Source organism: Brucella sp. NBRC 14130 (assembly GCF_040371715.1).
Taxonomy (GTDB): Bacteria; Pseudomonadota; Alphaproteobacteria; order Rhizobiales; family Rhizobiaceae; genus Brucella; species Brucella intermedia.
Window position 1 is genome coordinate 624,645 of record NZ_BAABTE010000001.1, and the last position, 23,499, is coordinate 648,143.

Genomic DNA, 23,499 nt, shown 5'->3' on the forward strand with positions numbered 1-23,499 from the left:
AGCAGAAAGGCCGTTATGCAGCACATTGCCTTGCGCTATTTTCTGGAAGTAGCCCGAACAGGCTCGATAACCGAGGCCTCCGCACAGTTGAACGTCTCGGGCTCAGCGATCAGCCGCCAGATATCACGACTGGAAACCGAACTCGCTGTGGAACTGTTCGAACGCCGACCGCGCGGTATGGTTTTAAGCCCGGCAGGCGAACTGCTGGTCAAGCATATCAGGCGTATCGCATTGGATACCGAACGCGCTTTGGCTGACGTGCGGGAAATGCGCGGTCCGCAGCGCGGGCTAGTGCGTGTCGCAACTTACGAGGGCTTCGCGGTCGATCGCCTGGGGCGCATCATTGCTGATTTTCGTGCGCAGTTTCCGGGCGTTCTTTTTCATGTGTGGGTGGGAAACTCGTCAGAAATTTGCGAACGCGTCAATGAAGGCAATGCTGATATCGGCATTACCTACAGTTATTCCGCACCTGCCGGGGTGAAGATCGAGCGTATCGCCAGAAGGCCGATGTACGCCTTGATTCCACGTTCCCATCCGCTGTCCTGTCGGAACCAGGTTACACTTGCCGATTTGTCAAAAGAACCGATGGCCATGCCCGACAAGGGCCGAACCCAGCGTCAGCTCATCGACGCCGCTCTGGCCACCAAGGGACTGGCAATGGATCCCGTTTTCTCCACCAACTCGATGGCAACCCTGAAGGTATTCGCCTTCGCTGCGGAAACGATTATGTTTTCCAGCTCAGCCGGTAGTAAGGACAATACCCTTCCGGAAAACATTGTTGCCATTCCTGTAGTTGACGAGACCATGAAAGCCAGTGTGCTGCAAATCGTAACCATGCAGGGACGAAACCTTCCGCGAAGCATTGCCGCATTTCTGGACTTCCTCGGTCAATCGGTGATTGAGCGCTGATCGTGGCTGGAGCAAGAAGGACGACACCCATTAATTTCCGGCTTAGCTTTCCAACTCGTCGCGAAAGTAAATCTCCGTAGCCCTGAAAGAACCGTCAATTCGCCTGCACTGAACCACGATATCAATGGCAATCTTAAGTGACGAAAGCACTTCAACGCGCTCAAGAGCACGTCCCGCCTCCGATTCTTTGACGAGGGTGGCGAGTTGCTCGAATGCGAGTTGTGTCGATCCGGCATGAACGGTGGTGATCGAACCGGGATGTCCCGAGTTCACGTTTCGGATATAATAAAATGCAGTGCCATCCCTCAATTCCTGCAGAAGAATACGGTCCGGTCGCATGCGAAGACAGGATTCCAGAAGTTCGCGGGGACCGACCCCGGACAGCCCCTGCCCGCCCTTCGAATAGAACAGACGCACATGATTGGGCTGAGGAATAACCAGCTCTGGTGTGTCCTCGATCGAAATCACTCGTTCGTGCTGGGGGATGTGTTTGATCAGAGCCTTTGCAAGGGTTGTTTTGGCAGAACCCGTAGCGCCAGAAATTACGACATTCTTACGGGCAATGACGGCGTGCTGCAGAAACAACTTATATTCGCCGTTGCGGTATAACTCCGCCAGTTTGGTTTCCGATCTTGAACAGGCGGCGCCTGTGCTTCGCGCTTCGGAAAAGAAGCCATTAGCTTCCAGGTCCTCAAGCGCGAGGTCCACCGATGAAGGTTTGCGGATCGTGATGCTGACCGTAGCGTTCGTGGTAGCAGGCGGTATGACGATTTGAATGCGTTCATCGTCTGGAAGCGTCGCCGAAAGAATTGGCCGCTTTTCATCGATAGACTGGTTCGAGAATGTAGCAACTGCCCTTGCAAGACGCATAAGCCTTTCGAAGGTCAGACCCGGCGCATCATGGGAGCACCATCCATCGGGTCCTTCTGTCAGTACCTGCCCAGGCTTATTGATGATCACTTCATAAAGCGACCTGTCCTGGAGAAAGATCGCGATTGGTGACAACAGTTCGCGAACGACTGCCGCATTCGTGCTGTCCATACTTTACTACCTTTTACTTCGTCACCACTTTCGATTCTGGCTTGAAATCACCCAACACAGCCCGATCGAAGATGCGGTTCTTCGGTTCGGTAACGCGAAGGCGATAAACATCCGAAAAATCGAGATCACGAGCCACGAAGATGGAGACGATCTCGCCCTGGTGCTTGTTTAGCGTTGGGGGAATATCGATCGACTTCTCGACTGCGATTGCCGCTGCTTGCTGACCGGCACTCATGGTGTCTTGCGCTTCGACACCGCTATTCTGCAAACGACTGCTGGCATAGCTGGTTGCGTCGCCCACAATCGACAAAAGCAACGCGCTTCCAAAGCGTTCCCACCAATGCCTATCGATGTGGCCATCGAAGCCAGAGCGTCCAAGCGCGTCGGTCGCGGGAGATGCCAGCGTGATGATCACTCCTTCGGGCGTCTTCGCTCTATTCCATAAAACGAGCAATCGTTTCTGGCCACGCTGAAGCCCTCCGCGGTACTCTCCAACGACCTGCGTCCCTTTCTTCATCAATACCACCCTGCCATTGTCGGAAAGTACGTCTCTATCAATGACGCAACTCGTGAAACCTGGTTGATCGGAAGCGAGTGCGGTCTCGAGCACGCAAGGAATGGAGTTTCCCATCGCGACGATGAAATTACGATTGCCAAGCGTTCCTGCGCGGGCACCTTCAAGACGTGTCGGTCGCAATAGATTATCCAACCGTTGCTCATCGTTGCTCACCTGGCCCTGGCTCATCGCGTTGCTATCGAGCGGCAAGAAGTTGCCATCTATCGATTGTGCCGGATTGTCATCGGCTTGCCGTACCGGTGACTTACCCTGTTCCCGGCTATAGGCCAGAACGGGTGCCCGACGTGCGGAATCGAGCAGCTTGTCTTCTATTTCCGGAACAGGTTCCAATGTGGGTGTTGGAAGCACCGTCTTTGGCGCAGGCACAGGCGCAACCTTCTCCTTTGCTGGCTCAAAAGCGTTGGTTTGGCGAATGATCACACGCTCAGGGTCGGTACGTTGATCCTTGTTGTCATTTCCGGAAGTAGACCAGATGGCAAAGCCGATAAACGCCACTACTGCGAGTGCAATCGCGCCGCGTTTGACAACCGGATTGCTGTCGATGCGCTGATCGGTGATCGTCTCGGTGCGCTCACCGGGGATACGGGCTTCTTCTTCGTCTGCCATGTTTTCCCCCTTTATTGTTCCGCGGGATCGGATCTCATGACACGTTCTACGGAGGGTGACGTGGTGTTGGTATCCGGATTGATGCCGACGCGGCTGTAGGCTTCGTTGAAAACACACAAAACGTCCTTGCCGCGGCGCAGGATGAACTTACTGCTGATCGCGTGAACCAAGACTAGGTTGCCGTCGACAGATTTCGACACCAGGCTTTCTGAGCCATCCGGGTTTTCGATATAGATTGCCGGCATTTCCTGATTGCCCACGAAAGCGAAAGTCGTGATCTTGCCGTTATCGTAGACGGTTTGCGGTTCGAGCGACTGGGGCCCCTGCGCCGAATAGCGCCAGTTGCGAGGCCCATAGGCTTCATGGAGGGCCAGCACATCGTCAGCTTCCCTGGCCTTGGCAGCGCGTGCACGTGCCGCAGCTTGCTGTCGTCGCGCGTCTGCTTCATCTGCAGGATACCGGAATTTCACATAGAAGTAGGTATTCTGGCCTACCTCAACGGTTCCGTCTCGCGCGGTCAATTCCATCTGGTAGCTGCGCGTGGAACCGTCACGTCTGGTAGTTACTACGGAAATATTGGTGACCGGCTGTTTTTCGCGCGGCTTTAGAAACAGAATATTGCCGGCTGGTGCAACTTCCCAGGCAACGCTGTTGCCAAGCGCGACATGGGCGATCTCTTCTTCTGCAGCAAACTCAACCTGGACAGAAGATCTTAACGAACCAACGATCCTGGTGATGTTGAAGGGCTGATAATTGGCGAAGCGGACGCGGCTATCCTGCGAGGCACTGTGCGGAATTTCGAGGGCATGCCCCGGAAAGGCGGCACCTGAACACAGTGCAGATAAAAGGAGTGTCTGTCTTATCAATTGATCGCCTCCGGATCCGAACGATATTCGCTAACCGCAAAGCCAAGCGGGTTCACAAGACGATCCGTGGAGGACATGGGTGCATTGGCGTAGGCATAGGTCAGGCTTGCGATCCAGTGTGTCGTCCGGACTTCATCACCTCGAGTGACGGTGCGCATATAACGCACGGACGCTACGTTCTGATTTATAAGCGAGATTGAAGCGATCCTGATTTTGGTCGTCGCCGCACGCCCATAGATGACTTGCGGCGAACCCGGATTGCTACCGCGATAGTGGCTCGCAAAGCGATCCTGCTCCGCTTGCGTAGAGAGGAGCGCGACCGTCCTGAAATTTGTCTGTGCCTCACTCCAGACATAACCTTCGCGGGCACGAACATATCTCGCTGCAAAATATTTTGTCACCGCTTCATCGTAAGTCCCGGCAGTTGACGTCAGCGCCGAAACCACATCGACGATACCGGTCGAATTATCGACACGGACAACAAAGGGCTCCACCGTCTTCAATGGTGTCAACGCAGCAACTGCAAGGATCGAGACGACCGCCACCAGACTTGCTGCCAACGCGATAGACCACGCCAATCGGTTCGATCGCTCTATCTGGATCATCCGCTCCTGGTCAAAACGGCGCGCTTTTTCGAAGTAGGATTTGAGGCTTTCAGTCGTAACCATCTCCTCACCCCGCGCAAGAACGATGCGACAAAACCACGTTCAGTTGGGAAAACCCCGCGGGTTCGTTGCTCTGCTCAACGTAAGGCAATGCTGACATCAGTGATCTTGTATCGGGTCGGTGGGATTTCAGATTTCGGTTCTCGTCCCATTGCCACATCGCGCGATTGAGCGGACGACGGGCCTGGCCATCGCACTTCGGCAAGGGATTGTTCAACGATGCGCAGCCGCCAAGCAATGTGGCCAGCGCAACGGACCAGAAAAATCTGTTCATCGGGAAAAACCTCTTCTTTTCGATAACGTCATGTGTTCGCGCCTCTGGGGCCAACCGTTCGCCCCACGAGACGAACAGTGCGTTTAAGGGCGCGCCCGGTGCTTCTGGTGCTTCGCGCAAGCACACCCTCATGAGCATCACGCGCTGTGCTGTAACCATAGGCAAGCGATGCGCCTCCGGCAGCGAGGGCCGAAGCAATATGTGGGAGTTGATAAAAAACGTAGAGTGCGGCGATCCCGATTGCGCAAAGGGCAATCGGACGCATGAGGACGTCGGAATAGGCATCGATGGCAGTAAAGGTGGAATCGATACACGAGATCAGCAACGATCCCACCGCAACGACGAGGACTTGCAGAATGACGAAATTGACGAGTTGTCCGATCCAGGCCTCGGTGAAACGCCTTGTGGACTGAAACAGAGCCAGTGCAACGAAGATGGGCCCGACCGCCAGTATGATTGCCAATGCCAGACGCGCATAAAGCGAGACGACATAGCCAATGCCGGCAACCAGAAAGCTCACCGCGATCACCAGAATTCCTGCAACGCCTGTAACAATATCGATGGGCCAGGAAGCGCGCGACCAGATGTCGGTAGCGGACGCCTGTCCCTTGTCCAGAAGACTGTCAAAAGTGCTGGCACCTGGAGCCGGACCAGAGTTGAGTGCCCCGGCAATTTCATGCGGGAGCACATTGAAGAAAACGTTCGTGACGTAGGTCTGGTAATCGCCGGCGTTCTTGACCAGCGTTACGATAATCGCGAGCTTGATCGCCCGGAACACGAATTCGAGGATCGGCTCGCTAACCGAGCCGCGCAGTACCAGATAACCATAAAGCACGATGTATAGGGTGACCGCAGCGGTCAACGGGCCTGTTATCCATTGTGCGATGTTCAACGTTCCATCCGAAACAAACGTTTCCAGTGGTTGTTTGAACTGCCCATCGATGAAGTCGAACACCTGATACATCGCATCAATTCCCCAACGTTTCGCGCATCTTGCGCAGCCTTCGTTTTCCGTCCGCCGCTTCAGCGTTCACACACCCTGGCGTACCGCGCAGATGGCCCGGATCATTACGGCATTCGGCAAGGATGCGGTTGAGCAGCGTCTCGTCCGCCATCAGCACCTCAACGGGAAGGGTTGGGTTCTTTTCTTCAGAGCAGCCAGTCACACAGACAAGGACAGCAATCGAAACAAGCCGTTTCATTGCAATACCGCTTTCATCGAATCCATGCGTTTGCGCCAGTCTTCGGCCTTGCGTTGTTCGTCGACCCGGGTTTGTGTGCGCTGAAGCATTTGCAAGCCCTCCATTCGCAAGACATCTGTCTGGAGGAATGCCTGTTCTGCCTGTAGCCTGGCCTGGAGGTCAGCGATCTCCTTGGCATCGCTGGCGGAAGATATTTTCTCTCGCAACTCATCGATCCCGTCGATGCGTTTGGTAGCTACATCGTAGATCTGCTGGCCGATGCTCATCTGTCCGGCATTATTATTCTGGGCACGCGATAACTCCTTTGCGTAGTAATCGTCGGCGTCGGTCCGATAGCGGGAATTGCCTTCGAGAAATTTTGAAGCAGATTGTCCGATCGAGCCTGATCCATCGCCCTTGAACAAGCTTTCAATGGCCGCGAAATCCGGAGGCAGCGCCTTGCGAATGGCCGGATCGTTCAGAACGCTGGCAACATCGGCCATGTCGGTCAGTTTGTTGAGCGAACCATAAAGTTGCTGCGCCTGCTCGATCTGCTGATGAAGCGCATCGAGCTGCGATTTCAACTGGGCGATGCTCTCCATGTGCTTGAGGATTGATGTCCTGTCGATGACAGGAATTCCTTCACCACTCGCAGTCCGGGCTGAGAAGATCAGTGCCGCAACAATGGCCACACACCGAATTTTATCCGCATTCATCAGCTTGCACTCCTTCGTTCCTGGAAAAGGGGTATCCAGTTTTCAAGCCCGTCGCCGACTTCACTTCGAATTGCATCTGCAAGTTCGACATTGGCAGTCCGACCGGAAAGAATGGCGAGTTCATCGTCAAAGCCGTTGAGGTTCAATTCGGCGACGACGCTGTTATGACCTTGCTTGAGAACGAAGCGGCGGCTTTCGACGCTGAGTTCGCGTGCGATCAGCTCGTATTCACGTTCTGTCAGTTTGAAACCGTCGACATAGTCGGAATGGCTTCCGCGTGCGTTCGGAAGAAAAATTTGCGTTGGGCACTGCTCTATGATGGTGTGGGCGATCAATGAGTTGATCGCGTCCCGAGGACTTTGCGTCGCAAACAGCATGAGACCATTTTGCTTGCGGATCGTCTTGAGCTTGTTCTGTGCAAGGTCGAGGAATGCGTCATCCTGTAAAGCCTTCCAGAACTCGTCAATGACGATGACAATGCGCCTACCGTCGATGAGTTGCTCCACGCGGTAGAAAAGATAAGCCATCAAGGGCGAGCGGATTTCCTCATTATCGAGGAAGTCGGTCATATCGTACCCAACCAACTTTCCACCTGAGCCGAATTTTCCGAAACCGATTTCCTCATTGGCATTGTCGAAGACCCAGCCAAGCGGCCCTCCGCTCTCCCATCGGCGCAATCGGGCGGCGATGCCTTCGGGGTTAGTATTGTCGAGGAAAGTCCGGAGCGCACCGATCGTACGTTGTTCCACCGGAAGATCCGCAAGCCCATCGATGGCGGTGGCAATGTCGCGCTGTTCGGTGACAGACAATTGCCCCGACAACGACCCCACCAGCTTTCCAATCCAGTCTGCGAGGAAGATCTTGTTTTCTGGCGTCAGGTCGAGTGCCTTAAGTGGCGCACAACCGGTAGGCTTGCCGTTTTTAAGCGGATGATAGGTGCCACCAGCAGCTCGGATGTAGAGATCGGCGCCGCGGTCCTTGTCGAAAAAGATCACGTGCGGATCGTGCTTTTCAAGCTGGGACAGCATGAAATTGAGCAACACGGTCTTGCCCGCGCCCGATGGCCCGCAAATGAAAGCGTTGCCAAGATCACCGTAATGGAAATTGAAATAGTATGGCGAACCGGATGCAGTTTTGAGGAGCGCGACGGCAGCGCCCCATTCGTTGTCGTCCTTCTGACCGCCTGGATAGGAATGGAACGGCGACAATGCTGCGAAATTCCGCGAGCTGATTGCACCGGAGCGCGCGCGATATCTGAAATTGCCGGGGAGTTGAGCCCACCATGCAGCTTCAAGGCCAAGGTCTTCGCGCGCAACAACAGCACCGCCATTGGTGAGGCTCGCGCGCGCTTTTGCGAGGTGGTCGCTCAGTTCTTTTACTGAAGAGGCAAACGCTGCCAGAGTCAGATGATGCTCGCCGAGAACAAAACGGTTGGATTCCAGATCGTCCATGGCGTCGTCGAGCTCTTCGATCTGTGAAGCAGCCTTGTCGCCGCTGCTGAGCATCTGGTTTTGCTTGCGCCCCATAATTGTACGGGCGTCGGCCTTGGAGACGAAGGAAAAGGATTGCGACAAAATCAGTTCGAAGGGGCTAATCAGGACAGCATCCAACATGCCCGGCTTCGTGGTAGCGGGATATTCCTTGAAGCTCAGCATCCCGGTAAAACGGCTTTCAGCCTCGTGCCGGATTTCGATTGTCTCCCGACCGAAAATAACACGATCAGAATAGATCGCCGAGGCAATGCGTCCCTCTGTGAGCGGGACCGGCTCACTTCGCCCGCCGACGAGTTGATGCAAGACCTCGCACGGTTCGGAAAAAAGCAGGCCGTCGGCATCGTACAGCGATAACACTCGTGGCTCGAAGCGTTTCAATCCTGCTGTTATGTCGACCACCTTGTCGCGGAGTTGTTTCAGTGCCTCGTGGTCGAATTCGATATCGCCGTTGCGCGCACGGACTAGACGCGAAAGCAGGTTTGCTGCTTTTTCGGCAGGATCGCGCAGCGGTGACCAGACGATCGTCAGATATAGATCGTTTCGAAAAAGATCTTCGCTCACCATGCGCTGGCGATAATTTTCGTTGAGTTGAGCGGAGAATTTCGCTTTAAACCTTCCGTCGGGATAGGTCTTGTCACGCCGACGGATCAAATGGGTCCATAGTGCGAGTCGCTCGTCGGCGATGTTCCTGTACAGCGTGTTGATATCGCGGTGCAGAGCGTTGATATCCAGAACATCCGCGGTTTCGAACGAAACGCCTTCAAGTGCAATCATCATCATGAGCGAACGCGAGTTCAAGGCGATTGTCGTTTCATCAACGTGACGCACGTAAGGAATGAAAGTTTCGGGACCGGGCTCCCGGGATTTGAAGATTGCGATATCAGGCAAGACCAAGATCCCTTTCGTCAAACCGGCGGTAGAGACTGAGCGGAGTGATCGAGCTGCCACCCCACAGGGAGGTGTTTCGCGACCGGCCACGCGTCTCGACCCAGGCTACGGCGATACGAAACATGTTGTAATCGTGCCTGACGAGCGCGCGGAAGATGCAATGAAAAACCACACCTACGAGCGCATAGGCGACGGAACCGGCTGCGAGATAGAAAATCGTGGTTGCGATGACATTCATGCCCATGGCTTCCATGGTGACACCTGCGAACATGGCCGGTCGGGTGCAGGCAATGAACAGGGTGTCTTCCTCAAGCGCTGCCCCTGAGATCGACATTGCCTCAACTCCCGACAATCGTGCTGACAAGCTCGGAAGAACCGGCAATCACGCCGATTCCGATGATCCAGTAGCCAGCCCGACGGAGGTCCATGTAACCGAACATCCAGGCGACTGCGATCAGTATGACCGCAATGGTCGCGATCAACTTGAAGATATTGCCTGTGAGGAGATCGACGATGTTCTGAAGGATGGACTCGATGCCTGCGGCCTGGGCGAAGGCCGGTTCGACCAGAGCTGCGAAAATTGCGGTCGTCATAATGGCGGACGTTGCAATCGAGCGCATACGGTAACCATAGGTCATTTTATTCTCCTCCACGCTGGTTCTGGAAAACGAGGACCGACGACTGACGCCTGGACTTGAAGACATCCCAGGAAGGCGCGGTGGCGTCGGAGGTGGCCTTCCGGCCGGAATTCTTGGCGACAACATCTACGATGGCATCGGAAGTGGCAGCGGACCCTTTTGCATGCTGTCCATCTTGGTGACCGTGGACAGTCAAAGTCGCGTTCGTCGATTTCAACCGTTCGATCTCGCGTTGAATCTGATTGTCATACTCGGCAGATGAACCAGCAGTGATATCTCCGCCCCCGTAGAATGACTGAAGCATGATCTTCCCAGCCTCGGTTTCATCGGCACCGGCCCGGATCGCGCGACGATAGGTGCTGTCAAGCAGTGTCGCGGTCGCTTTCAGATTGAGACACGGATCGAAAGCTTCGGCGATCGTGAGGTTGAGCCTACTGAGGTCATCAAGACCTAATCCCGCGAGACCAAGCTGAATGTCCTGGTGCCCGGCGACCAGGGCAGCGGCGACTTCTATCGCCTCGGCTTTTGAGGCCGGCTGCTGCTTTAAAGGGGGGCCGCTATTGATGCGGATGTTAAATGGTTCGAAACGGCTTTCGAGGCTGACAATACCGGCAAGCGTTTCGGTAGCAACGGACGGCGCGCAATTGTGGGCAAGATCGACAAACCATACGGGCATGACTAGAACCACACCCTCTGCTTGCCGACACCGTCGATCGTAACATCAATGTAGTTAGGTTTTTCGTGAACAAGAGGTCGAGCAGTTTTATGGCCCATACACTGACGGTAGCCTTTTTCGTACTGCCATTTGGCATCAACGAACAGGCTATCGTCATTGCGAAGCTGTTCGCTGCGATGTTTGCACAGGCTGCTGTTTACAGCCTGTGCCGAAGTGGAGACGCAAGACACTACGCGTCTGCGATCAGCGTAAGAAACGGTAAGGCGATAACCGTCATTACAATAATACGGTTCGTAGCGAGGACGTGAGCTCTCAAACCCTGCGCTGCTGCAGGTTGGAAACGACTTGCCTCTGGCAAGCCACCACCATAGCTTTTGCACCGGTGGACGGCATTGTGCATATTGCGTGGCCCCACCGGGATTGGATAAGCACAAGATAACGTTACAACCCCAGTCATCGGCACGAGCGTTTTGACTGGAACCGAGATATAATGCACCGAGTCCGAAAACTGCGATGGCACCACGAAAGAGAAAGTTGCTCATGCCTCCTATCCTCCGATTGTTGTTGGGCAAGTTGTCAGAACACGTTTCGCCTCAACTCCATTACTACGAAAATAATCGATAGTTAAAAAAATGGCAAGCAATTTAAGCGAACGATGGCAAAACCAGGCGCTGGCTCTTTTTGGCCTTCGGGAAATTCTGGAAAAACCGATTGAAGATGAATCGCCGCAATCGCGTATCAAACAAATCGGGATGCTGAATGTACTGTACATGATGCATCAGGCTCATGAGCCACTAACCCTTTCATCTATAATGAAAATTACCGGATTGACGCGCGGCGGCGTTATCGAAACGGTCGAACAACTGGTGCAACGTGGCATCCTCACCGAGACGCTTGGGCGCAATTCGATGGGTCGGGGAACGGCGAGACAGTTTGAATTCGCACGCAACGTATTCGAGCATATCCGCTCCACCGGCGCAGATTGATTTAACTTATAATCATATTATAAGTTAAATGAATTTTGGTCCCGACTATCCATTTGAAGGGCCTATCTTTGATTACTCCTGTCGAAGCAAGAGGGAACGGATTTCTCGATGAAGCTCTCAACGCAGGGCAATAGGGGATCGCCAATCGGAACGCTGACAAATCGGAAGGGCTTCCTTTATGTGACCGATGAGCGACAGCCGCTCACAGTGCGTCGATCATCTCACTTGAACGCGCTTCCTTCTCAAAAATCCAGTCAAACCCCACCTGTGGTCCCCTTTTGCTGAGAGTGAGGCCGATAGTGAGGAGAGATCGTATTCCAACGAAAGTAACAAAGTCCGCCGCCTCCACCCGAAGGTGAAGGCCATTTGTGAAGGGTCGCAGAAACGCGTAACCGTCGCCAAAACCGATGACGCTCTCACGACCAATAATGTCGATCGACACAAATTGTGCACTGAATTCGGTGTGTAGAAATTTGCCTGCCTCATCGGGGTTCGAAACGAGGACGAACGCTTCAGCACGGTGTTTATACGTAAGATTTTTCATCATAGGGCCTGAGTTTTTCACGTTCCGACGCACAGAGCACCTTTCTCCATTACGGTCGCTAAACTGCTTGCACCTCTGCAGTCGCCCTCACTAAACCAACATATCGATCAGTTACTGATCGTCATGCAAGTGAGACGTCGCGGAGCGAACGAGACTTGATAACGCAATGGCTATCGAAACCCTTCTGTGCGGAACCGAGGCAGTTGGGGCTAGCCGTTGTCGACCAGGAGCTCTTTGACTGCGCTACAAAAACTCTCGATCTCATCCGCCTGATGGCTGGCGGTGAGAGAGACACGCAATCCTGCTTCTCCCCTGGCTACCGTTGGGAAGAAAATTGCTGAAGCGTAGAATTTATGTTTCAGAAGTTCCTGAGCACACCCAATTGATGTCATTTCATCGCCGATACGGATAATGCGGATCGGCAGCGTGGATCCCGATTGGGCTGTGGGCATCAGTCTGTCAAAAAGTGCGATATTGTCCTGCAACGCGGCTTGTCGTTGCCCAAGCTCTGGAGATCGATGGATTTCAGCTGAAGCCAACGCTGCACCAATAGCTGCTGTATTGAGTGATGCCGAGAATGCGTGTGCAATTGCATAACGGCGAAACAAACTTTCCTGATGGGCGGTTCCCAGCATCAGCAACCCGCCAGATGCTCCAAATCCTTTGCCCAACGATGTGACGATTATGGTTCGGTCTCCCAGGTTATCGAATTGGGATCTCGCATAACCCTGCCCTTCCTTACCGACAATGGATACTCCATGTGCATCGTCAATGTACAAGAACAAGTCGTATTTTTCTTGCAGCTGTTTCAATTCATCGATGCGCGCGCCGCCTCCCATAGAGTACACGCCATCGCAAATGTATGCGACGTTTCGGTTCTTTTTGCAGATGTCCTCGAGTGCTTCATAGTCGTTGTGCGGTATCGTTTGAACGGCGGTTTCATCGGCCATTGTTTTCTTGTGGTAGGCAAGGGTCGCGTGAGCAAACCGATCGAAAACCATCGTTGGCTTTATACCGCCAGTCAGATGACCAGAAGCAACCAATGGAAGTGCGCTCATGTTAGCGGCCAGAACGGTCGTATAGGTAATTGAACGGGCTTCGAAGAGCTGCGAAAGCGCCTCTTCGAGTTCGCCAAGCTGTGCGAAGTTCAGCCTTGTCCGCGCGCAGGACCAATGTAGGCTACCGTTTTGTCGAACTGCTTCAATGGCTCCCCCGACGATACGTGGGTGATTGTCCAGCCCGAGATAGGAACACCGGACGAAATCAATGACATTGTCGTTGCGACCGAGTAACTGGACCTGGCGCCTTTCTCTCGGGACTGCGTAAAGCGCCATAACACCTTGAAGGTGAGCCGCTTCGAAATGAGAGCCTGCAATATCGATCAACTTCGCAGTATTGCGAGTACCCGTTCCAGATAGACGTTGAGATGAATCAAACGGAATTCTTGGCATCACATCCTCCATTGTGGTGCCAGTATGAAAGCTGGAAGAAATATTATTCGCAACAAAGCAGTTAAGAAGAATTATAGTTTATATTAATTACAATATTTACATTATTATCATTCATAAGTTTATTGTGAAAATTCGAACGCATATCCTGTCGTATGTACTGTTCGGATAAGGTTCTTTCCGGTCAATTTCCATAGCTGACGCCTCAGATTGCCGACATGTACGTCCACCGTTCGCAGTTGGACATAGTGATGCGCGGGCCAACCGATCTTGATGATTTGCTCCCGCTTCATTACCTGTCCTGGTGCGGCAATGAACCCTCGCAGAATTCGAAACTCGGTGGGCGTTAACCTTATTTCCAGACTCCCAAGTCTCAGGATTCTTTCGTCTGGCAGGATATTTAGATCGCCGATATGGACACGTTCACGACGATCAGACGTCAGTGTCTTGCGTTCCAGTGGCATGGATTCCCGGTCGTGTAAAAAGGACAGAACCCGCTCGGGCACGAATGGATGAGGGAAAATTTCGTCAAATCCAGCCTGTAAAAAATCAAGAAAATTCATCGAATTACAGGGTTTAGTCAGCGCTACGAGAATTATATCTCTGGTGGCGGGGTTTTGTTTGATGGTAGCACAGACATCAAAAATGGGCTCCGTGTTCTCGCTTGTATCAAACAATATCGCATATGGAATTGCTTCCGTTGCGAAGTTCGATGAAGCTTGCAGGTCCATGAGGCTTGGCACGTAACCGCCGACACTGAGAATGTGACTTAGTATGAGGTAGCTCTGTGGGTTCTCTGTGCAGATCGGTACGTTGAGATTCACGATCAATTTTCTCCGATGAGATAAATGTTGCGACAAAGTTTTTACAAGTGCGATAAATTTTAATAAAAATTGCACATTGGTCAACCAAAATAAGTTTGAAAGTCTATTATCGAGAGTTATTATCATATTTTTGTTACATCAAAATTCGGATCGAGTATATTGCACGGCATGCGTCCTTGGCTACGAGTCCGCCGACTACCGGGTCATCTAACCTTTAAGGTTACGCTCCACAGGTGCTTGTAACTCGGGAGATGTTTCCAGCACCGCTGGAGCTTCACGTTTGCGGTCAGTTCAGCACGTTTCGGCGAAATTACGACGCCGGAACTACACGGTCCGGGGTCTGTTTGCATACTTTCGCGATGTTCAACCTCGGACCCATATGTTCCATCTTTGCAGTAACACCCTGGCATTCTCGTTGATCCATTTGGCATCTGGAACCACGACGGTGTCTCGAACTTGTATTGCTGTCGGCATGAAACTCCTGGTTTCATCGGACATCATTGCAATCGCTTCCGTACTCGGAGGTGTACAGGCCAAGACATCGCAAGCCTTTGCCTGGGCGATCGGATTCTCGAGCCAGAAAGCTATGAGTTTGAGTGCATTTTCCCGATTTGGCGCTCCCTTCACTAGCGCAATGCGATCGCCAACCAAGAACGATGCTTCATAGGACCAACCGATTGGGCGCCCCTCAGCTTGCAGAGCACGTGCACGGGTAAGCCAGATTTGGCCGAGCGCATATTCGTTGTTGCGAAACCCCTGGACACTTTGATCTCCGCTCTTCCACCATAACGAGACGGCTGGACGGATTTCGTCCAGTTTCTTGAATGCTCGATCAACATCGAGTGGGAAAAGTTCATCGCGTTTCACACCGTCAGCAAGTAGTGCGGCGGCCAGCACGCGCCAGGGATCGTCAAAATTCGGGAATGCCCTGCCTCCTGGAAACTCGGATACATTCCACATATCAGCCCAAGTCCGCGGCTCCCGTCGACCTTCCTTTTCTTTCCGGTAGACGAGCAACGTTGCGGTCGACTGGAGCAAAGCACCGCCCGGCGCACACGCATTCTCGGGCAAATCAGGCCGGTCAGCGAATGCTTTACAAAACTCGCTCAGGTCTTCGGTTACAAGTCGATGAGCCTCGGATTCCGACTGGATTTCTCCATCAAGATAAAGATCCCAGGAAACGTTTCCGGCCTTCACCATTGCTGAGGCTTTCGCCCGCATTTCCGAATTGGTTGCTGATACGATTCTTACGCGAATGCCCGTCTGCTCAGTAAAAGGATCGAACCAGGCTTCTTTTAGGGCGCGATCGTAAGCACCTCCAGTCGATGCGATAACGACCTCATTGGCCGATGTCGCACCGGCCTGCGCACTTATCGCAAGGGTTATCGCCGTGACAGTCATGGATCTGCAGACGAATTCGGTCACTTTATGAATTATCATGATTGCTTCCCCGTTTTTCAGTTTTGTTTGCAGCGTGTAAGCGCGAACGACAATGCGATGAGGCACATCGACACCAGGACGACCACAGTGGAGGCGGCTGCAATGGTCGGTGTCAGATTAAAGTCAATGTCTTCAAACATCTTTCTACCGATCGTCTTGCCGTTGATATCCGAAATGAAGAACGCCACGGTGGCCTCATCGAAAGAGGCCAGAAAGGCGAAGACAAATCCGGCGCCGATACCTGGGGCGATCATCGGCAACGTGATGTGGAAGAACGCTCTGCCACGCCCTGCTCCGCAATTCAGGGCCGCAAGCTCCAATGCTGGGTCGAAGCGCTGTAGAGCCGCTACTACGGTAATCATCACGAATGGAACCGACAGGACTGTGTGACTGACCAGAAATCCCGAGAAGGTTCCGGTCAATTGATGCGGTGCAAAAACCAGATAGAGGGCGACACCCAGAACAATATGCGGAACAATCATCGGGCCGATCGTCAGTACCTGGAAAACCCCTTTGAAGGGTAGCTCGCCTCTAACGAATGCGAGAGACGCCATGGTTCCCACAACGGTAGAAGTCAGGGCTGTCGCCAAGGCGATTTTCAGACTGAACCATGTTGAAGCCATCCAGTCAGGGTCGCCGAAATATGCAGCGTACCATCTTAACGACAGACCTTGCGGCGGGAATTGCAGGTAATCCGTCTGGCTGAACGACATCGGGACGATGATCAGTGTGGGTAGGATGAGAAACAACAAGATGATACTCACGAAGAAGGCCGTGAACAGTTTCCAGGCGATATTACCCATGCGCCATCCTTTCAGTGACATTCTTGAAGCCCCGGTCTCCGGTCTCGAACCGATTGTAGAGAACTGATTAATGGACACTTCCGAACCCCTTATTGAGCGCTAGTACTCGTCGAAAGCACGCGACAAAGATAATTGTCATGCCAAGCAACACAGTTGAAAGAGCAGCAGCGAAGGGCCAATCCAGCGTCACAGTAGTTTCCTGACCGATTAGCGTTGCCATCAACATGGAATCCGGCCCTCCAACCAGAGCGGGCGTTATGTAAAAGCCGAGCGCCAAAACAAAGCATAGGGTAGCTCCGGCAAAGATCCCGGGAAGACACAAAGGAAATGTGACGACGAAGAAAGCCTTCCAGGGATTTGCGCCTAGGTTCAGAGCAGCTCGATCAAGGTCCTTGGGTATAGCTTTGAGCGCAGCATAGATGGGCAGTACAACGAAAGGCATGAGTACATGTGCCATCGCCAATGTCACCGCTCCTTGCGTGTAAAGAAGCTTGAAGGGTTGTTCAGTTAAACCGACGGCGCTGAGAAACCCGTTCACGATCCCATTCCGCTGCAATAGGACAATCCAGGCATAGGAGCGAACAAGAACCGAAGTCCAGAGCGGAATGAAGACGCAAATCGCCGCTATAATCCCTGCAAGTTTTCCTGCTCTTGCCATGGTCAGAGCGACAGGAAAGCCCAGCACGCATCCAATGGCAGTCACAGCGACCGCAACGCCAACCGTGGAAGCCAGGACATCAAGATAAAGACTTCCCTCAACGATGCGTCCATAGCTTATCGCATCGTCCGAAAAACTAAGAAAGATGAGTCGGCCGATCGGATACATAAAGCCGACGACCAGTAGAATTAATAATGGTAGTACCAGAAACCACGATATTACCGGCGGGTATTGGCGTGCGGATCTTCCTCTAAGGAATGTGTCGAAACCGGAAAACGACGAACTCATGCGGCCAACCTCGTTTCAAGGTCGAAAGTCAGGAGTGAGAGGGTGTCCAAGTTTACACCGACGCGGCTATTCTTTCGCATCACCGGTGACGATGTTGTTGCAGGCAATTGGACACGCAGGTCGATATCTGGAAAAGCGTCTAGCCTTACCAGGACAACTGTGCTCGAACCGATGAAGACGGAAGCCTCAACAGTTCCGGACAGCTGCCCTTTTTTCGGGTCGGAAAAGATGCCGACATGTTCCGGTCTCACGGCTAGCCTGATTTCGGAACCGATAGATTTGTGAACCAGTTTGGGATGAAGCAGCGCATCAAGTTCCACAGCAACACGTTCGGAGATATCCAGAATGCACTTGCCGTTTTTGTTGCCGCGATAAGTCGCCGGAATAAAATTGATAGAGCCGATGAAGTCGGCAACGAAGGTTCTATTGGGTTCGTTATAGAGTTCGGATGGAGTACCAACCTGCTGGACGCAGCCATCGTGCATTACCACAATCCGGTCGGACATGGTCAACGCCTCTTCCTGGTCGTGGGTGACGTAGATTACTGTTGCTCCCAGATTCTCCTGAATGCGTTTGATCTCAAACTGCATTGCCTCTCGCAATTTCTTGTCGAGGGCACCGAGCGGTTCGTCCATCAAGATGACGGGCGGAGAAAAAACCAGCGCGCGGGCGACGGCCACACGCTGCTGTTGTCCACCTGACAACTGGTTTGGATAGCGGTCTGCGAAGTCATTGAGTCTGATCAGCTCAAGCATCTCATCGACGCGAGACCGGATGTCTTTCTTCGAACCCAGTCGTCGCATTTTCAACGGGAACGCAATATTCTGCCGAACCGTCAGATGGGGGAACAGCGCATATTTCTGGAACACCATGCCGACGTTACGCCGGTTGGGCGGCAGGGTGGTTATATCTACGTCTCCCACAATAATCCTTCCGTTCGTCGGTTGTTCGAAGCCGGCGATCATGGTGAGCAAAGTCGTTTTGCCTGATCCGGACGGTCCGATTATTGAAACGAATTCGCCTGCCCGGATGTCGAGCGTGGTTTCATGGACAGCCCAGGTTTCGCCAAATCTTTTTTGAACGCCAGCAAGCATTAATTTCTGACCGATCAATCTTTCCTCCTCCGGAAACCACTTTGGTATCTGTGCCTTTGCGTTCGGTCCTCGATGCGAAATGCATCATTGACGTTCCAGACGCATAGACGTGCTCATTCAGCTACCGCGTGACTCTATGAGTACGCGCTGCTAAAACCTAAAATGACGCGACAAAAACTTTGCAAAAACTTTATATGGTCATTTTGTTGCATCATAATTCTGGTGTGTCAACAGGGATTGAGGCTTAGATGAGCGCGATAAAATTGTCGGACCAGGCCAATGAAGGGCAGGCATCGGGTCTTGGCGACGTCGCATACCGCGAAATGAAGGAGCGCCTGATACGAGGCGAATATAAGCCCGGCAAGAAACTTACGGTCCGAGCCGTAGCGGAAGATCTCGGATTTAGTTCCACCCCTGCGCGGGACGCTATCAACCGGCTCACCGGCGAAGGCGCACTGGTCTATTCGGGACCAAAAACTGTAATCGTACCGGTTTTAAATGAAGACAGTTTGCGCGAGATCACACTAATTCGGCTCGCCCTGGAGGGGCTGGCGGCACAGCTGGCAGTCAACTCGGTTACCAATGAACATATTGAAAAACTTAAAGATATTCAAAGTTATATAAACGATGCACTGGATCGTCGCGCTTACGAGACGGTTTTGCGGCATAACAAGGATTTCCATTTTCATGTGTATGGAATGGCCGGAATGCCTCGGCTTTTATCCATGATCGAAGGGGCCTGGCTTAGGGTTGGCCCGTCACTTTACGATCTCTATCCAGAGTTTGCTGAAGAAAAATACGGCGTTCGAAACCACCAGCTAGCCATTGAATCGCTAGAGGACAAGGATGGCGCATCCCTGCGCGCCGCATTCGAGAACGACATTCGGGATGGCTATCGGCGCTTGCGCCAGGCGGCACGAGCGCGCTCCTCCGCGAGATAGTTTTTTGTTGTATGGGCTTGACCTTTCGCATTTTTGTTGCAACAAAATTGCGAAGCTAACGCAAAAGCATTAGCTGATGTGCGTTTTAAAGGCCCAATCAATGATACCTAGTCCGAGAATAAACCGTGGCGATCCGGTGGAGAGAACGGAATCGTCACGTCTTTACGCCCGCAGCCTGCAGGTTTTGCCGCAGGGAGTGTCACGCGTCACGATCGATATCGATCCAACACCGATTTACATTCAACGTGGTGAGGGCGCCTATCTAGTTGATGTGGACGATAACCGTCTTCTGGACCTCAACAACAACTTCACCACGCTTATACACGGGCACGGATTCGAACCGGTTGCGGAAGTGGTCGCGAAGCTTTTGCGTAACGGGACCTGTTTTTCCAACCCGACGGAACACGAGGTCGCACTGGCTGAATTGCTGATCTCGCGGATCCCGGCAATGGAAAAGATTCGCTTTGTCAACAGCGGGACCGAAGCGGTCATGTTTGCAATCAAGGCAGCTCGAGCGTTCACAGGTCGCTCTGCGATCGTTCGCTTTGAGGGAGCTTATCACGGGGGTTACGATTGGGCTGAAACGGGGCAAACCGGCACCTATCCCACCAACGGGTCCGGTCGAAACGTTGCACGACCAGGATACCATGGTGCGCCGTCCAGCCTTGGCGACGATGTGATCGTGATCCAGTTCAATGACAAGGAGGAGATTGTTTCGAAACTCGAAGGCCACGCGCATCGGATAGCCGGTATTTTGATTGATCCGATGCCTAGCCGCGCCGGGCTATTTGCGCCAAGCCAGGGATTTATCGAGGCACTGACAACCTTCACGCAAGAGCATGGCATTCTACTGATCGCCGACGAGGTGTTGAATATCCGGCAAGGTTATAGGGGGGCTTCGGACCGTTACGGTCTTAATCCCGATCTGATAGCAACCGGCAAGATCATCGGTGGTGGCTTTCCAATTGGAGCCATCGGCGGGCGCGCAGAAGTCATGTCGGTCTTCGAAAAGCGGGACGGTAAGCTACCAGTTCCGCAAGGTGGGACATTCTCCGCTAACCCCGTCTCCATGGCTGCAGGTCTTGCTGCTATGAATGCATTGCCACCCGATGCCTTCGCGCGGCTTGAAGAACTAGGAGATGCCTTGCGTTCGCGTCTCTCGCAGATCGCTCAGTCGCGGCAGGCTCCCTATTCGATCACGGGTGCCGCTTCCCTCTTCCGCATTCATTCCAAACGTGAAGCGCCGACTGATTATCGCGCTTCAATCATGTCGCCTGATCAGAACTTGCGCATGCGAGAGCTCACACGGTATTTCGCCCGGAATGGTGTTCTGTTGCCCTTTGGAGCCGCGGCCAGCCTATCCACCCCGATGGGCGAAAAAGAAATCGACCTCATTGCCGCGCTTTTTGATGATTTCCTTGCACAAAACCCCGTACGGGAGGACCATCCATGAAACATGCCGCAATTACAGACAGCGTTGCCGATCGTATCGCACAAGCACTTGTCCGCCATGGTGTGGAGGTGATCTCCGCACAAAGTTTGCCCTCCGCTGTGATTCTTGCAGCCGAAGCCCACGGCATCCGCCAGATCGCCTATCGTCAGGAGAATATGGGCGGAGCGATGGCGGACGGATATGCCCGGGTTTCTGGCAAGGTGAGTGTAGTCGCGGCGCAGAACGGTCCCGCAGCGACGCTGCTTGTTCCGCCACTAGCCGAAGCTTTAAAGGCGAGTATTCCAGTGGTCGCGCTTGTACAGGATGTCGAGCGAAACCAAACGGACAAGAACGCCTTTCAGGATATTGACCAAATCACCCTCTTCCAATCCTGTACAAAATGGGTCCGTCGACTAAATGTAGCCGAGCGCGTCGATGACTACATTGATGCAGCTTTTACCGCCGCGGCAAGTGGGCGAGCGGGACCAGTTGCGCTTTTGTTGCCAGCGGATTTGCTGCGTTGCCCGGCTCCGAAGAGCGATAAGCCGAGAACTGCTTGTCTTGGCTACTGGCCGCTTGACCGGTTTCGTCCATCCGACGACCTCATTCAGACCGCAGCGGATACTATTGCTGAAGCCCGAACCCCGGTTGTGCTGGCTGGCGGCGGTATTCATGCCGGTGGTGCAGCGGCAGCGTTGGCTCGTCTTCAGGAAATAGCCTCCCTTCCTGTATTCACGACGAATATGGGCAAAGGGGTGGTTGACGAATTCCATCCTCTGTCTGCTGGCGTTCTAGGGTCTCTGACTGGCCCTCGTTCGCTAGGCTTCTACAGTCGTCACCTCATGAATGAAGCAGATCTGGTTATCCTTGCCGGAACACGCACCAATCAGAACGGAACTGACAATTGGCAGCAGATTCCTTCTTCGGCTAAAGTCATTCACATTGACATCGATGCCGGAGAGATCGGACGCAATTACGAGGCATTGCGTTTGCACGGCGATGCACGCGAAACGCTCGCGGCCTTGTGCGAAACATTGTCTAAACGAGACTTCCTTCGGCGCAGTATGCCTCGCCTCAATTACGAAGAAAGAATTGCCGGTTTCTGGGCGGAATATGATGAAGCTCGCCGACCAGTTCTTGATGACCGATCAGGCGCCATGCGGCCTGAGCGCGTTATGCAGGAATTGCAGCCCTGGCTCGACCACGACGTGACAGTCGTGGCGGATGCGAGCTATTCGTCCATGTGGGTTGTCGGTCAGTTGCGCTGTCGCAAGGTCGGCACGAGATTCATTACACCGCGCGGGCTCGCTGGCCTTGGATGGGGTCTACCACTAGCGATGGGGGCAAAGGCCGCTCATCCTGACAAGCCGGTGGTTGCCATTGTGGGAGACGGTGGATTTGCGCATAGCTGGGCGGAACTGGAAACGATGATGCGTATGCAGTTACCCGTAACTGTCGTCCTCTTGAATAATGGCGTGCTAGGCTTCCAGAAAGATGCGGAAACCGTAAAATTCGGCCGCTATACAACGGCGTGCCATTTTGCACCAGTCGATCACGCGGGGGTCGCTTCAGCGTGCGGATGTCGATCTGCCACCGTCGATAATGCTGCTGACTTATCGGAGCAGCTACGTCTGAGTATTGAAAGCGGTAACCCCTCGCTCATCGAAGTTATTACCGATCACGACGCTCATCCTCCGCTTTCTCTTTTTGCGGCAATGGATCAGGCAGCATGACGGCTGGAGCGCGGGAGCGTATAGCAGTCGTAACCGGGGGCAGCTCAGGCATTGGGCTGTCAACGGTTAGACGATTGGCTAGCGAAGGCTACAAAGTAGCGTTTTTCGGGCAGACACCTCAGCGAGTCTCTGCGGCTGGCGAAATGCTCATTTCGCAGTTCGGGGAAGATGCCATCTTTTATCGAAGTGTAGACATAAATGAGGCGACAGCAATTGTCGGCTTTTTCGATGAGGTGCGAAGCTATTGGGGTCCGCCAGATACGCTGATCTGTAATGCGGGCGTATCGCCCAAAGCCAAGGACGGCAAAGCTGCAGCGTTTGTCGAAACGTCGATCGAGGAATGGAACGCAGTCCTTTCAACCAATTTGATCGGAGCTGTCCTTTGTTGCCAACGCGTTTTACCGGATTTGATCAAACGGCGTTTCGGGAGAATTGTTTTAGTTGGCTCTATTGCTGGCAGGACGTTACCCAGGCTCGCTGGCAGCGCTTATACCGCATCAAAAACTGCGCTATCGGGTTGTCTTCGTTCTCTCGTGTCTACGCTTGGCGGGACCGGAGTTACAGCCAATATTGTTGCGCCGGGACATATCGTGACCGAAATGACTGGCCCGATTGATTCCGATTCAAATCGTGATGCCCTTTCGCGTATTCCGGTCGGTCGGTTGGGAAACCCTGACGACGTAGCAACAGTGATCGCATTCCTGGCGTCGGAAAACGCCGGCTTCATCAATGGCGCAACGATCGATGTAAACGGGGGAGAATACGTTTCACCCTAATA

The 23,499-nt window shown here is 53.3% G+C and carries 26 protein-coding genes; 6 read left to right on the top strand and 20 right to left on the bottom strand.

Annotated elements, in window-relative coordinates; translation table 11 throughout:
• Positions 1-15 precede the first annotated feature (15 nt).
• A complete protein-coding gene (locus ABWW28_RS03000) occupies positions 16-909 on the top strand; it encodes a LysR family transcriptional regulator (RefSeq protein ID WP_025091590.1) in 894 nt (297 codons plus the stop codon).
• A 42-nt stretch (positions 910-951) separates the two neighbouring features.
• Here ABWW28_RS03000 and virB11 read toward each other — a convergent pair whose 3' ends face one another.
• Genes virB11 through ABWW28_RS03065 form a run of 13 tightly spaced genes read right to left on the bottom strand, consistent with a single transcriptional unit; the run spans position 952 to position 11,072 of the window.
• On the bottom strand, positions 952-1,950 hold the full coding sequence (gene virB11 / locus ABWW28_RS03005) for a P-type DNA transfer ATPase VirB11 (RefSeq protein ID WP_025091591.1): 999 nt from the start codon (positions 1,948-1,950) through the stop codon (positions 952-954).
• 13 nt (positions 1,951-1,963) lie between these two features.
• Positions 1,964-3,133, bottom strand: coding sequence for a type IV secretion system protein VirB10 (gene virB10, locus ABWW28_RS03010; RefSeq protein ID WP_176026681.1), 1,170 nt, complete (start codon positions 3,131-3,133; stop codon positions 1,964-1,966).
• 11 nt (positions 3,134-3,144) lie between these two features.
• Positions 3,145-3,999, bottom strand: coding sequence for a P-type conjugative transfer protein VirB9 (gene virB9 / locus ABWW28_RS03015; RefSeq protein WP_043716576.1), 855 nt, complete (start codon positions 3,997-3,999; stop codon positions 3,145-3,147).
• The gene (locus ABWW28_RS03020) at positions 3,996-4,667 is read right to left on the bottom strand and encodes a VirB8 family type IV secretion system protein (protein WP_025091594.1); all 672 of its coding nucleotides are present in this window, start codon (positions 4,665-4,667) and stop codon (positions 3,996-3,998) included. Before ABWW28_RS03020 ends, virB9 begins: the two co-directional genes overlap by 4 nt.
• A 4-nt stretch (positions 4,668-4,671) precedes the next feature.
• Entirely contained in the window at positions 4,672-4,938 is a 267-nt protein-coding gene (locus ABWW28_RS03025) for a hypothetical protein (protein WP_080697350.1), read from the bottom strand.
• Between the two features lie 28 nt (positions 4,939-4,966).
• Positions 4,967-5,902 carry a TrbL/VirB6 family protein gene (locus ABWW28_RS03030; protein ID WP_025091595.1) on the bottom strand — a complete coding sequence of 312 codons (936 nt, stop codon included), beginning with the start codon at positions 5,900-5,902 and terminating at the stop codon, positions 4,967-4,969.
• A gap of 4 nt (positions 5,903-5,906) precedes the next feature.
• Positions 5,907-6,140 (bottom strand): EexN family lipoprotein, encoded by a 234-nt coding sequence (locus tag ABWW28_RS03035; protein WP_025091596.1) that lies wholly within the window; start codon positions 6,138-6,140, stop codon positions 5,907-5,909.
• Positions 6,137-6,835 (bottom strand): P-type DNA transfer protein VirB5, encoded by a 699-nt coding sequence (virB5, locus tag ABWW28_RS03040; RefSeq protein ID WP_025091597.1) that lies wholly within the window; start codon positions 6,833-6,835, stop codon positions 6,137-6,139. The genes ABWW28_RS03035 and virB5 overlap by 4 nt, the downstream gene beginning before the upstream one ends.
• Complete coding sequence (locus ABWW28_RS03045) at positions 6,835-9,216, bottom strand: VirB4 family type IV secretion/conjugal transfer ATPase (RefSeq protein WP_112672338.1); 2,382 nt, start codon at positions 9,214-9,216, stop codon at positions 6,835-6,837. Before ABWW28_RS03045 ends, virB5 begins: the two co-directional genes overlap by 1 nt.
• On the bottom strand, positions 9,209-9,550 hold the full coding sequence (locus tag ABWW28_RS03050) for a VirB3 family type IV secretion system protein (protein ID WP_025091599.1): 342 nt from the start codon (positions 9,548-9,550) through the stop codon (positions 9,209-9,211). Before ABWW28_RS03050 ends, ABWW28_RS03045 begins: the two co-directional genes overlap by 8 nt.
• A 4-nt stretch (positions 9,551-9,554) precedes the next feature.
• On the bottom strand, positions 9,555-9,854 hold the full coding sequence (locus tag ABWW28_RS03055; protein ID WP_025091600.1) for a TrbC/VirB2 family protein: 300 nt from the start codon (positions 9,852-9,854) through the stop codon (positions 9,555-9,557).
• A 1-nt stretch (position 9,855) separates the two neighbouring features.
• Positions 9,856-10,530, bottom strand: a complete 675-nt coding sequence (locus tag ABWW28_RS03060; protein ID WP_025091601.1) for a lytic transglycosylase domain-containing protein — start codon at positions 10,528-10,530, stop codon at positions 9,856-9,858.
• A 2-nt stretch (positions 10,531-10,532) separates the two neighbouring features.
• Positions 10,533-11,072: a hypothetical protein gene (locus ABWW28_RS03065; RefSeq protein ID WP_353390278.1), complete on the bottom strand. Its 540-nt coding sequence runs from the start codon at positions 11,070-11,072 to the stop codon at positions 10,533-10,535.
• Positions 11,073-11,162: 90 nt separating this feature from the next.
• Here ABWW28_RS03065 and ABWW28_RS03070 point away from each other — a divergent pair, with 90 nt between their 5' ends.
• Entirely contained in the window at positions 11,163-11,516 is a 354-nt protein-coding gene (locus ABWW28_RS03070) for a hypothetical protein (RefSeq protein ID WP_021585413.1), read from the top strand.
• A gap of 202 nt (positions 11,517-11,718) precedes the next feature.
• Here the strand turns inward: ABWW28_RS03070 and ABWW28_RS03075 are convergent, their stop codons facing one another.
• The 7 genes from ABWW28_RS03075 to ABWW28_RS03105 form a co-directional block, all read right to left on the bottom strand.
• Positions 11,719-12,063, bottom strand: coding sequence for a hypothetical protein (locus ABWW28_RS03075; RefSeq protein ID WP_006472031.1), 345 nt, complete (start codon positions 12,061-12,063; stop codon positions 11,719-11,721).
• A gap of 206 nt (positions 12,064-12,269) precedes the next feature.
• Positions 12,270-13,511: an 8-amino-7-oxononanoate synthase family protein gene (locus ABWW28_RS03080; RefSeq protein ID WP_006472030.1), complete on the bottom strand. Its 1,242-nt coding sequence runs from the start codon at positions 13,509-13,511 to the stop codon at positions 12,270-12,272.
• A 119-nt stretch (positions 13,512-13,630) separates the two neighbouring features.
• A complete protein-coding gene (locus ABWW28_RS03085; RefSeq protein ID WP_235694427.1) occupies positions 13,631-14,332 on the bottom strand; it encodes a winged helix-turn-helix domain-containing protein in 702 nt (233 codons plus the stop codon).
• A gap of 363 nt (positions 14,333-14,695) precedes the next feature.
• Positions 14,696-15,733, bottom strand: a complete 1,038-nt coding sequence (locus ABWW28_RS03090; RefSeq protein WP_051556961.1) for an ABC transporter substrate-binding protein — start codon at positions 15,731-15,733, stop codon at positions 14,696-14,698.
• A 56-nt stretch (positions 15,734-15,789) separates the two neighbouring features.
• Positions 15,790-16,575 carry an ABC transporter permease gene (locus ABWW28_RS03095; protein WP_176588763.1) on the bottom strand — a complete coding sequence of 262 codons (786 nt, stop codon included), beginning with the start codon at positions 16,573-16,575 and terminating at the stop codon, positions 15,790-15,792.
• Positions 16,576-16,642: 67 nt separating this feature from the next.
• A complete protein-coding gene (locus ABWW28_RS03100) occupies positions 16,643-17,521 on the bottom strand; it encodes an ABC transporter permease (RefSeq protein WP_006468238.1) in 879 nt (292 codons plus the stop codon).
• Positions 17,518-18,633: an ABC transporter ATP-binding protein gene (locus ABWW28_RS03105; protein ID WP_176588762.1), complete on the bottom strand. Its 1,116-nt coding sequence runs from the start codon at positions 18,631-18,633 to the stop codon at positions 17,518-17,520. Before ABWW28_RS03105 ends, ABWW28_RS03100 begins: the two co-directional genes overlap by 4 nt.
• Before the next feature lie 230 nt (positions 18,634-18,863).
• Here ABWW28_RS03105 and ABWW28_RS03110 point away from each other — a divergent pair, with 230 nt between their 5' ends.
• From ABWW28_RS03110 to fabG, 4 genes are all read left to right on the top strand, one after another.
• Positions 18,864-19,556, top strand: coding sequence for a GntR family transcriptional regulator (locus ABWW28_RS03110; protein ID WP_176588761.1), 693 nt, complete (start codon positions 18,864-18,866; stop codon positions 19,554-19,556).
• Between the two features lie 100 nt (positions 19,557-19,656).
• The gene (locus ABWW28_RS03115) at positions 19,657-21,009 is read left to right on the top strand and encodes an aspartate aminotransferase family protein (protein ID WP_050791020.1); all 1,353 of its coding nucleotides are present in this window, start codon (positions 19,657-19,659) and stop codon (positions 21,007-21,009) included.
• The gene (locus tag ABWW28_RS03120; protein WP_353390285.1) at positions 21,006-22,721 is read left to right on the top strand and encodes an acetolactate synthase catalytic subunit; all 1,716 of its coding nucleotides are present in this window, start codon (positions 21,006-21,008) and stop codon (positions 22,719-22,721) included. Before ABWW28_RS03115 ends, ABWW28_RS03120 begins: the two co-directional genes overlap by 4 nt.
• Complete coding sequence (gene fabG, locus ABWW28_RS03125; RefSeq protein WP_006468233.1) at positions 22,718-23,497, top strand: 3-oxoacyl-ACP reductase FabG; 780 nt, start codon at positions 22,718-22,720, stop codon at positions 23,495-23,497. The genes ABWW28_RS03120 and fabG overlap by 4 nt, the downstream gene beginning before the upstream one ends.
• Positions 23,498-23,499: the final 2 nt, after the last annotated feature.

What these genes read in the sequence shown, in the direction of transcription:
- ABWW28_RS03000 (WP_025091590.1), top strand. Translation starts at nt 16, where the DNA reads ATGCAGCACATTGCCTTGCGCTATTTTCTGGAAGTAGCCCGAACAGGC.
- virB11 (WP_025091591.1), bottom strand. Translation starts at nt 1,950, where the DNA reads ATGGACAGCACGAATGCGGCAGTCGTTCGCGAACTGTTGTCACCAATC.
- virB10 (WP_176026681.1), bottom strand. Translation starts at nt 3,133, where the DNA reads ATGGCAGACGAAGAAGAAGCCCGTATCCCCGGTGAGCGCACCGAGACG.
- ABWW28_RS03020 (WP_025091594.1), bottom strand. Translation starts at nt 4,667, where the DNA reads ATGGTTACGACTGAAAGCCTCAAATCCTACTTCGAAAAAGCGCGCCGT.
- ABWW28_RS03025 (WP_080697350.1), bottom strand. Translation starts at nt 4,938, where the DNA reads ATGAACAGATTTTTCTGGTCCGTTGCGCTGGCCACATTGCTTGGCGGC.
- ABWW28_RS03030 (WP_025091595.1), bottom strand. Translation starts at nt 5,902, where the DNA reads ATGTATCAGGTGTTCGACTTCATCGATGGGCAGTTCAAACAACCACTG.
- ABWW28_RS03035 (WP_025091596.1), bottom strand. Translation starts at nt 6,140, where the DNA reads ATGAAACGGCTTGTTTCGATTGCTGTCCTTGTCTGTGTGACTGGCTGC.
- virB5 (WP_025091597.1), bottom strand. Translation starts at nt 6,835, where the DNA reads ATGAATGCGGATAAAATTCGGTGTGTGGCCATTGTTGCGGCACTGATC.
- ABWW28_RS03050 (WP_025091599.1), bottom strand. Translation starts at nt 9,550, where the DNA reads ATGTCGATCTCAGGGGCAGCGCTTGAGGAAGACACCCTGTTCATTGCC.
- ABWW28_RS03055 (WP_025091600.1), bottom strand. Translation starts at nt 9,854, where the DNA reads ATGACCTATGGTTACCGTATGCGCTCGATTGCAACGTCCGCCATTATG.
- ABWW28_RS03060 (WP_025091601.1), bottom strand. Translation starts at nt 10,530, where the DNA reads ATGCCCGTATGGTTTGTCGATCTTGCCCACAATTGCGCGCCGTCCGTT.
- ABWW28_RS03065 (WP_353390278.1), bottom strand. Translation starts at nt 11,072, where the DNA reads ATGAGCAACTTTCTCTTTCGTGGTGCCATCGCAGTTTTCGGACTCGGT.
- ABWW28_RS03070 (WP_021585413.1), top strand. Translation starts at nt 11,163, where the DNA reads ATGGCAAGCAATTTAAGCGAACGATGGCAAAACCAGGCGCTGGCTCTT.
- ABWW28_RS03075 (WP_006472031.1), bottom strand. Translation starts at nt 12,063, where the DNA reads ATGATGAAAAATCTTACGTATAAACACCGTGCTGAAGCGTTCGTCCTC.
- ABWW28_RS03080 (WP_006472030.1), bottom strand. Translation starts at nt 13,511, where the DNA reads ATGCCAAGAATTCCGTTTGATTCATCTCAACGTCTATCTGGAACGGGT.
- ABWW28_RS03090 (WP_051556961.1), bottom strand. Translation starts at nt 15,733, where the DNA reads ATGACTGTCACGGCGATAACCCTTGCGATAAGTGCGCAGGCCGGTGCG.
- ABWW28_RS03095 (WP_176588763.1), bottom strand. Translation starts at nt 16,575, where the DNA reads ATGGGTAATATCGCCTGGAAACTGTTCACGGCCTTCTTCGTGAGTATC.
- ABWW28_RS03100 (WP_006468238.1), bottom strand. Translation starts at nt 17,521, where the DNA reads ATGAGTTCGTCGTTTTCCGGTTTCGACACATTCCTTAGAGGAAGATCC.
- ABWW28_RS03110 (WP_176588761.1), top strand. Translation starts at nt 18,864, where the DNA reads ATGAGCGCGATAAAATTGTCGGACCAGGCCAATGAAGGGCAGGCATCG.
- ABWW28_RS03115 (WP_050791020.1), top strand. Translation starts at nt 19,657, where the DNA reads ATGATACCTAGTCCGAGAATAAACCGTGGCGATCCGGTGGAGAGAACG.
- ABWW28_RS03120 (WP_353390285.1), top strand. Translation starts at nt 21,006, where the DNA reads ATGAAACATGCCGCAATTACAGACAGCGTTGCCGATCGTATCGCACAA.
- fabG (WP_006468233.1), top strand. Translation starts at nt 22,718, where the DNA reads ATGACGGCTGGAGCGCGGGAGCGTATAGCAGTCGTAACCGGGGGCAGC.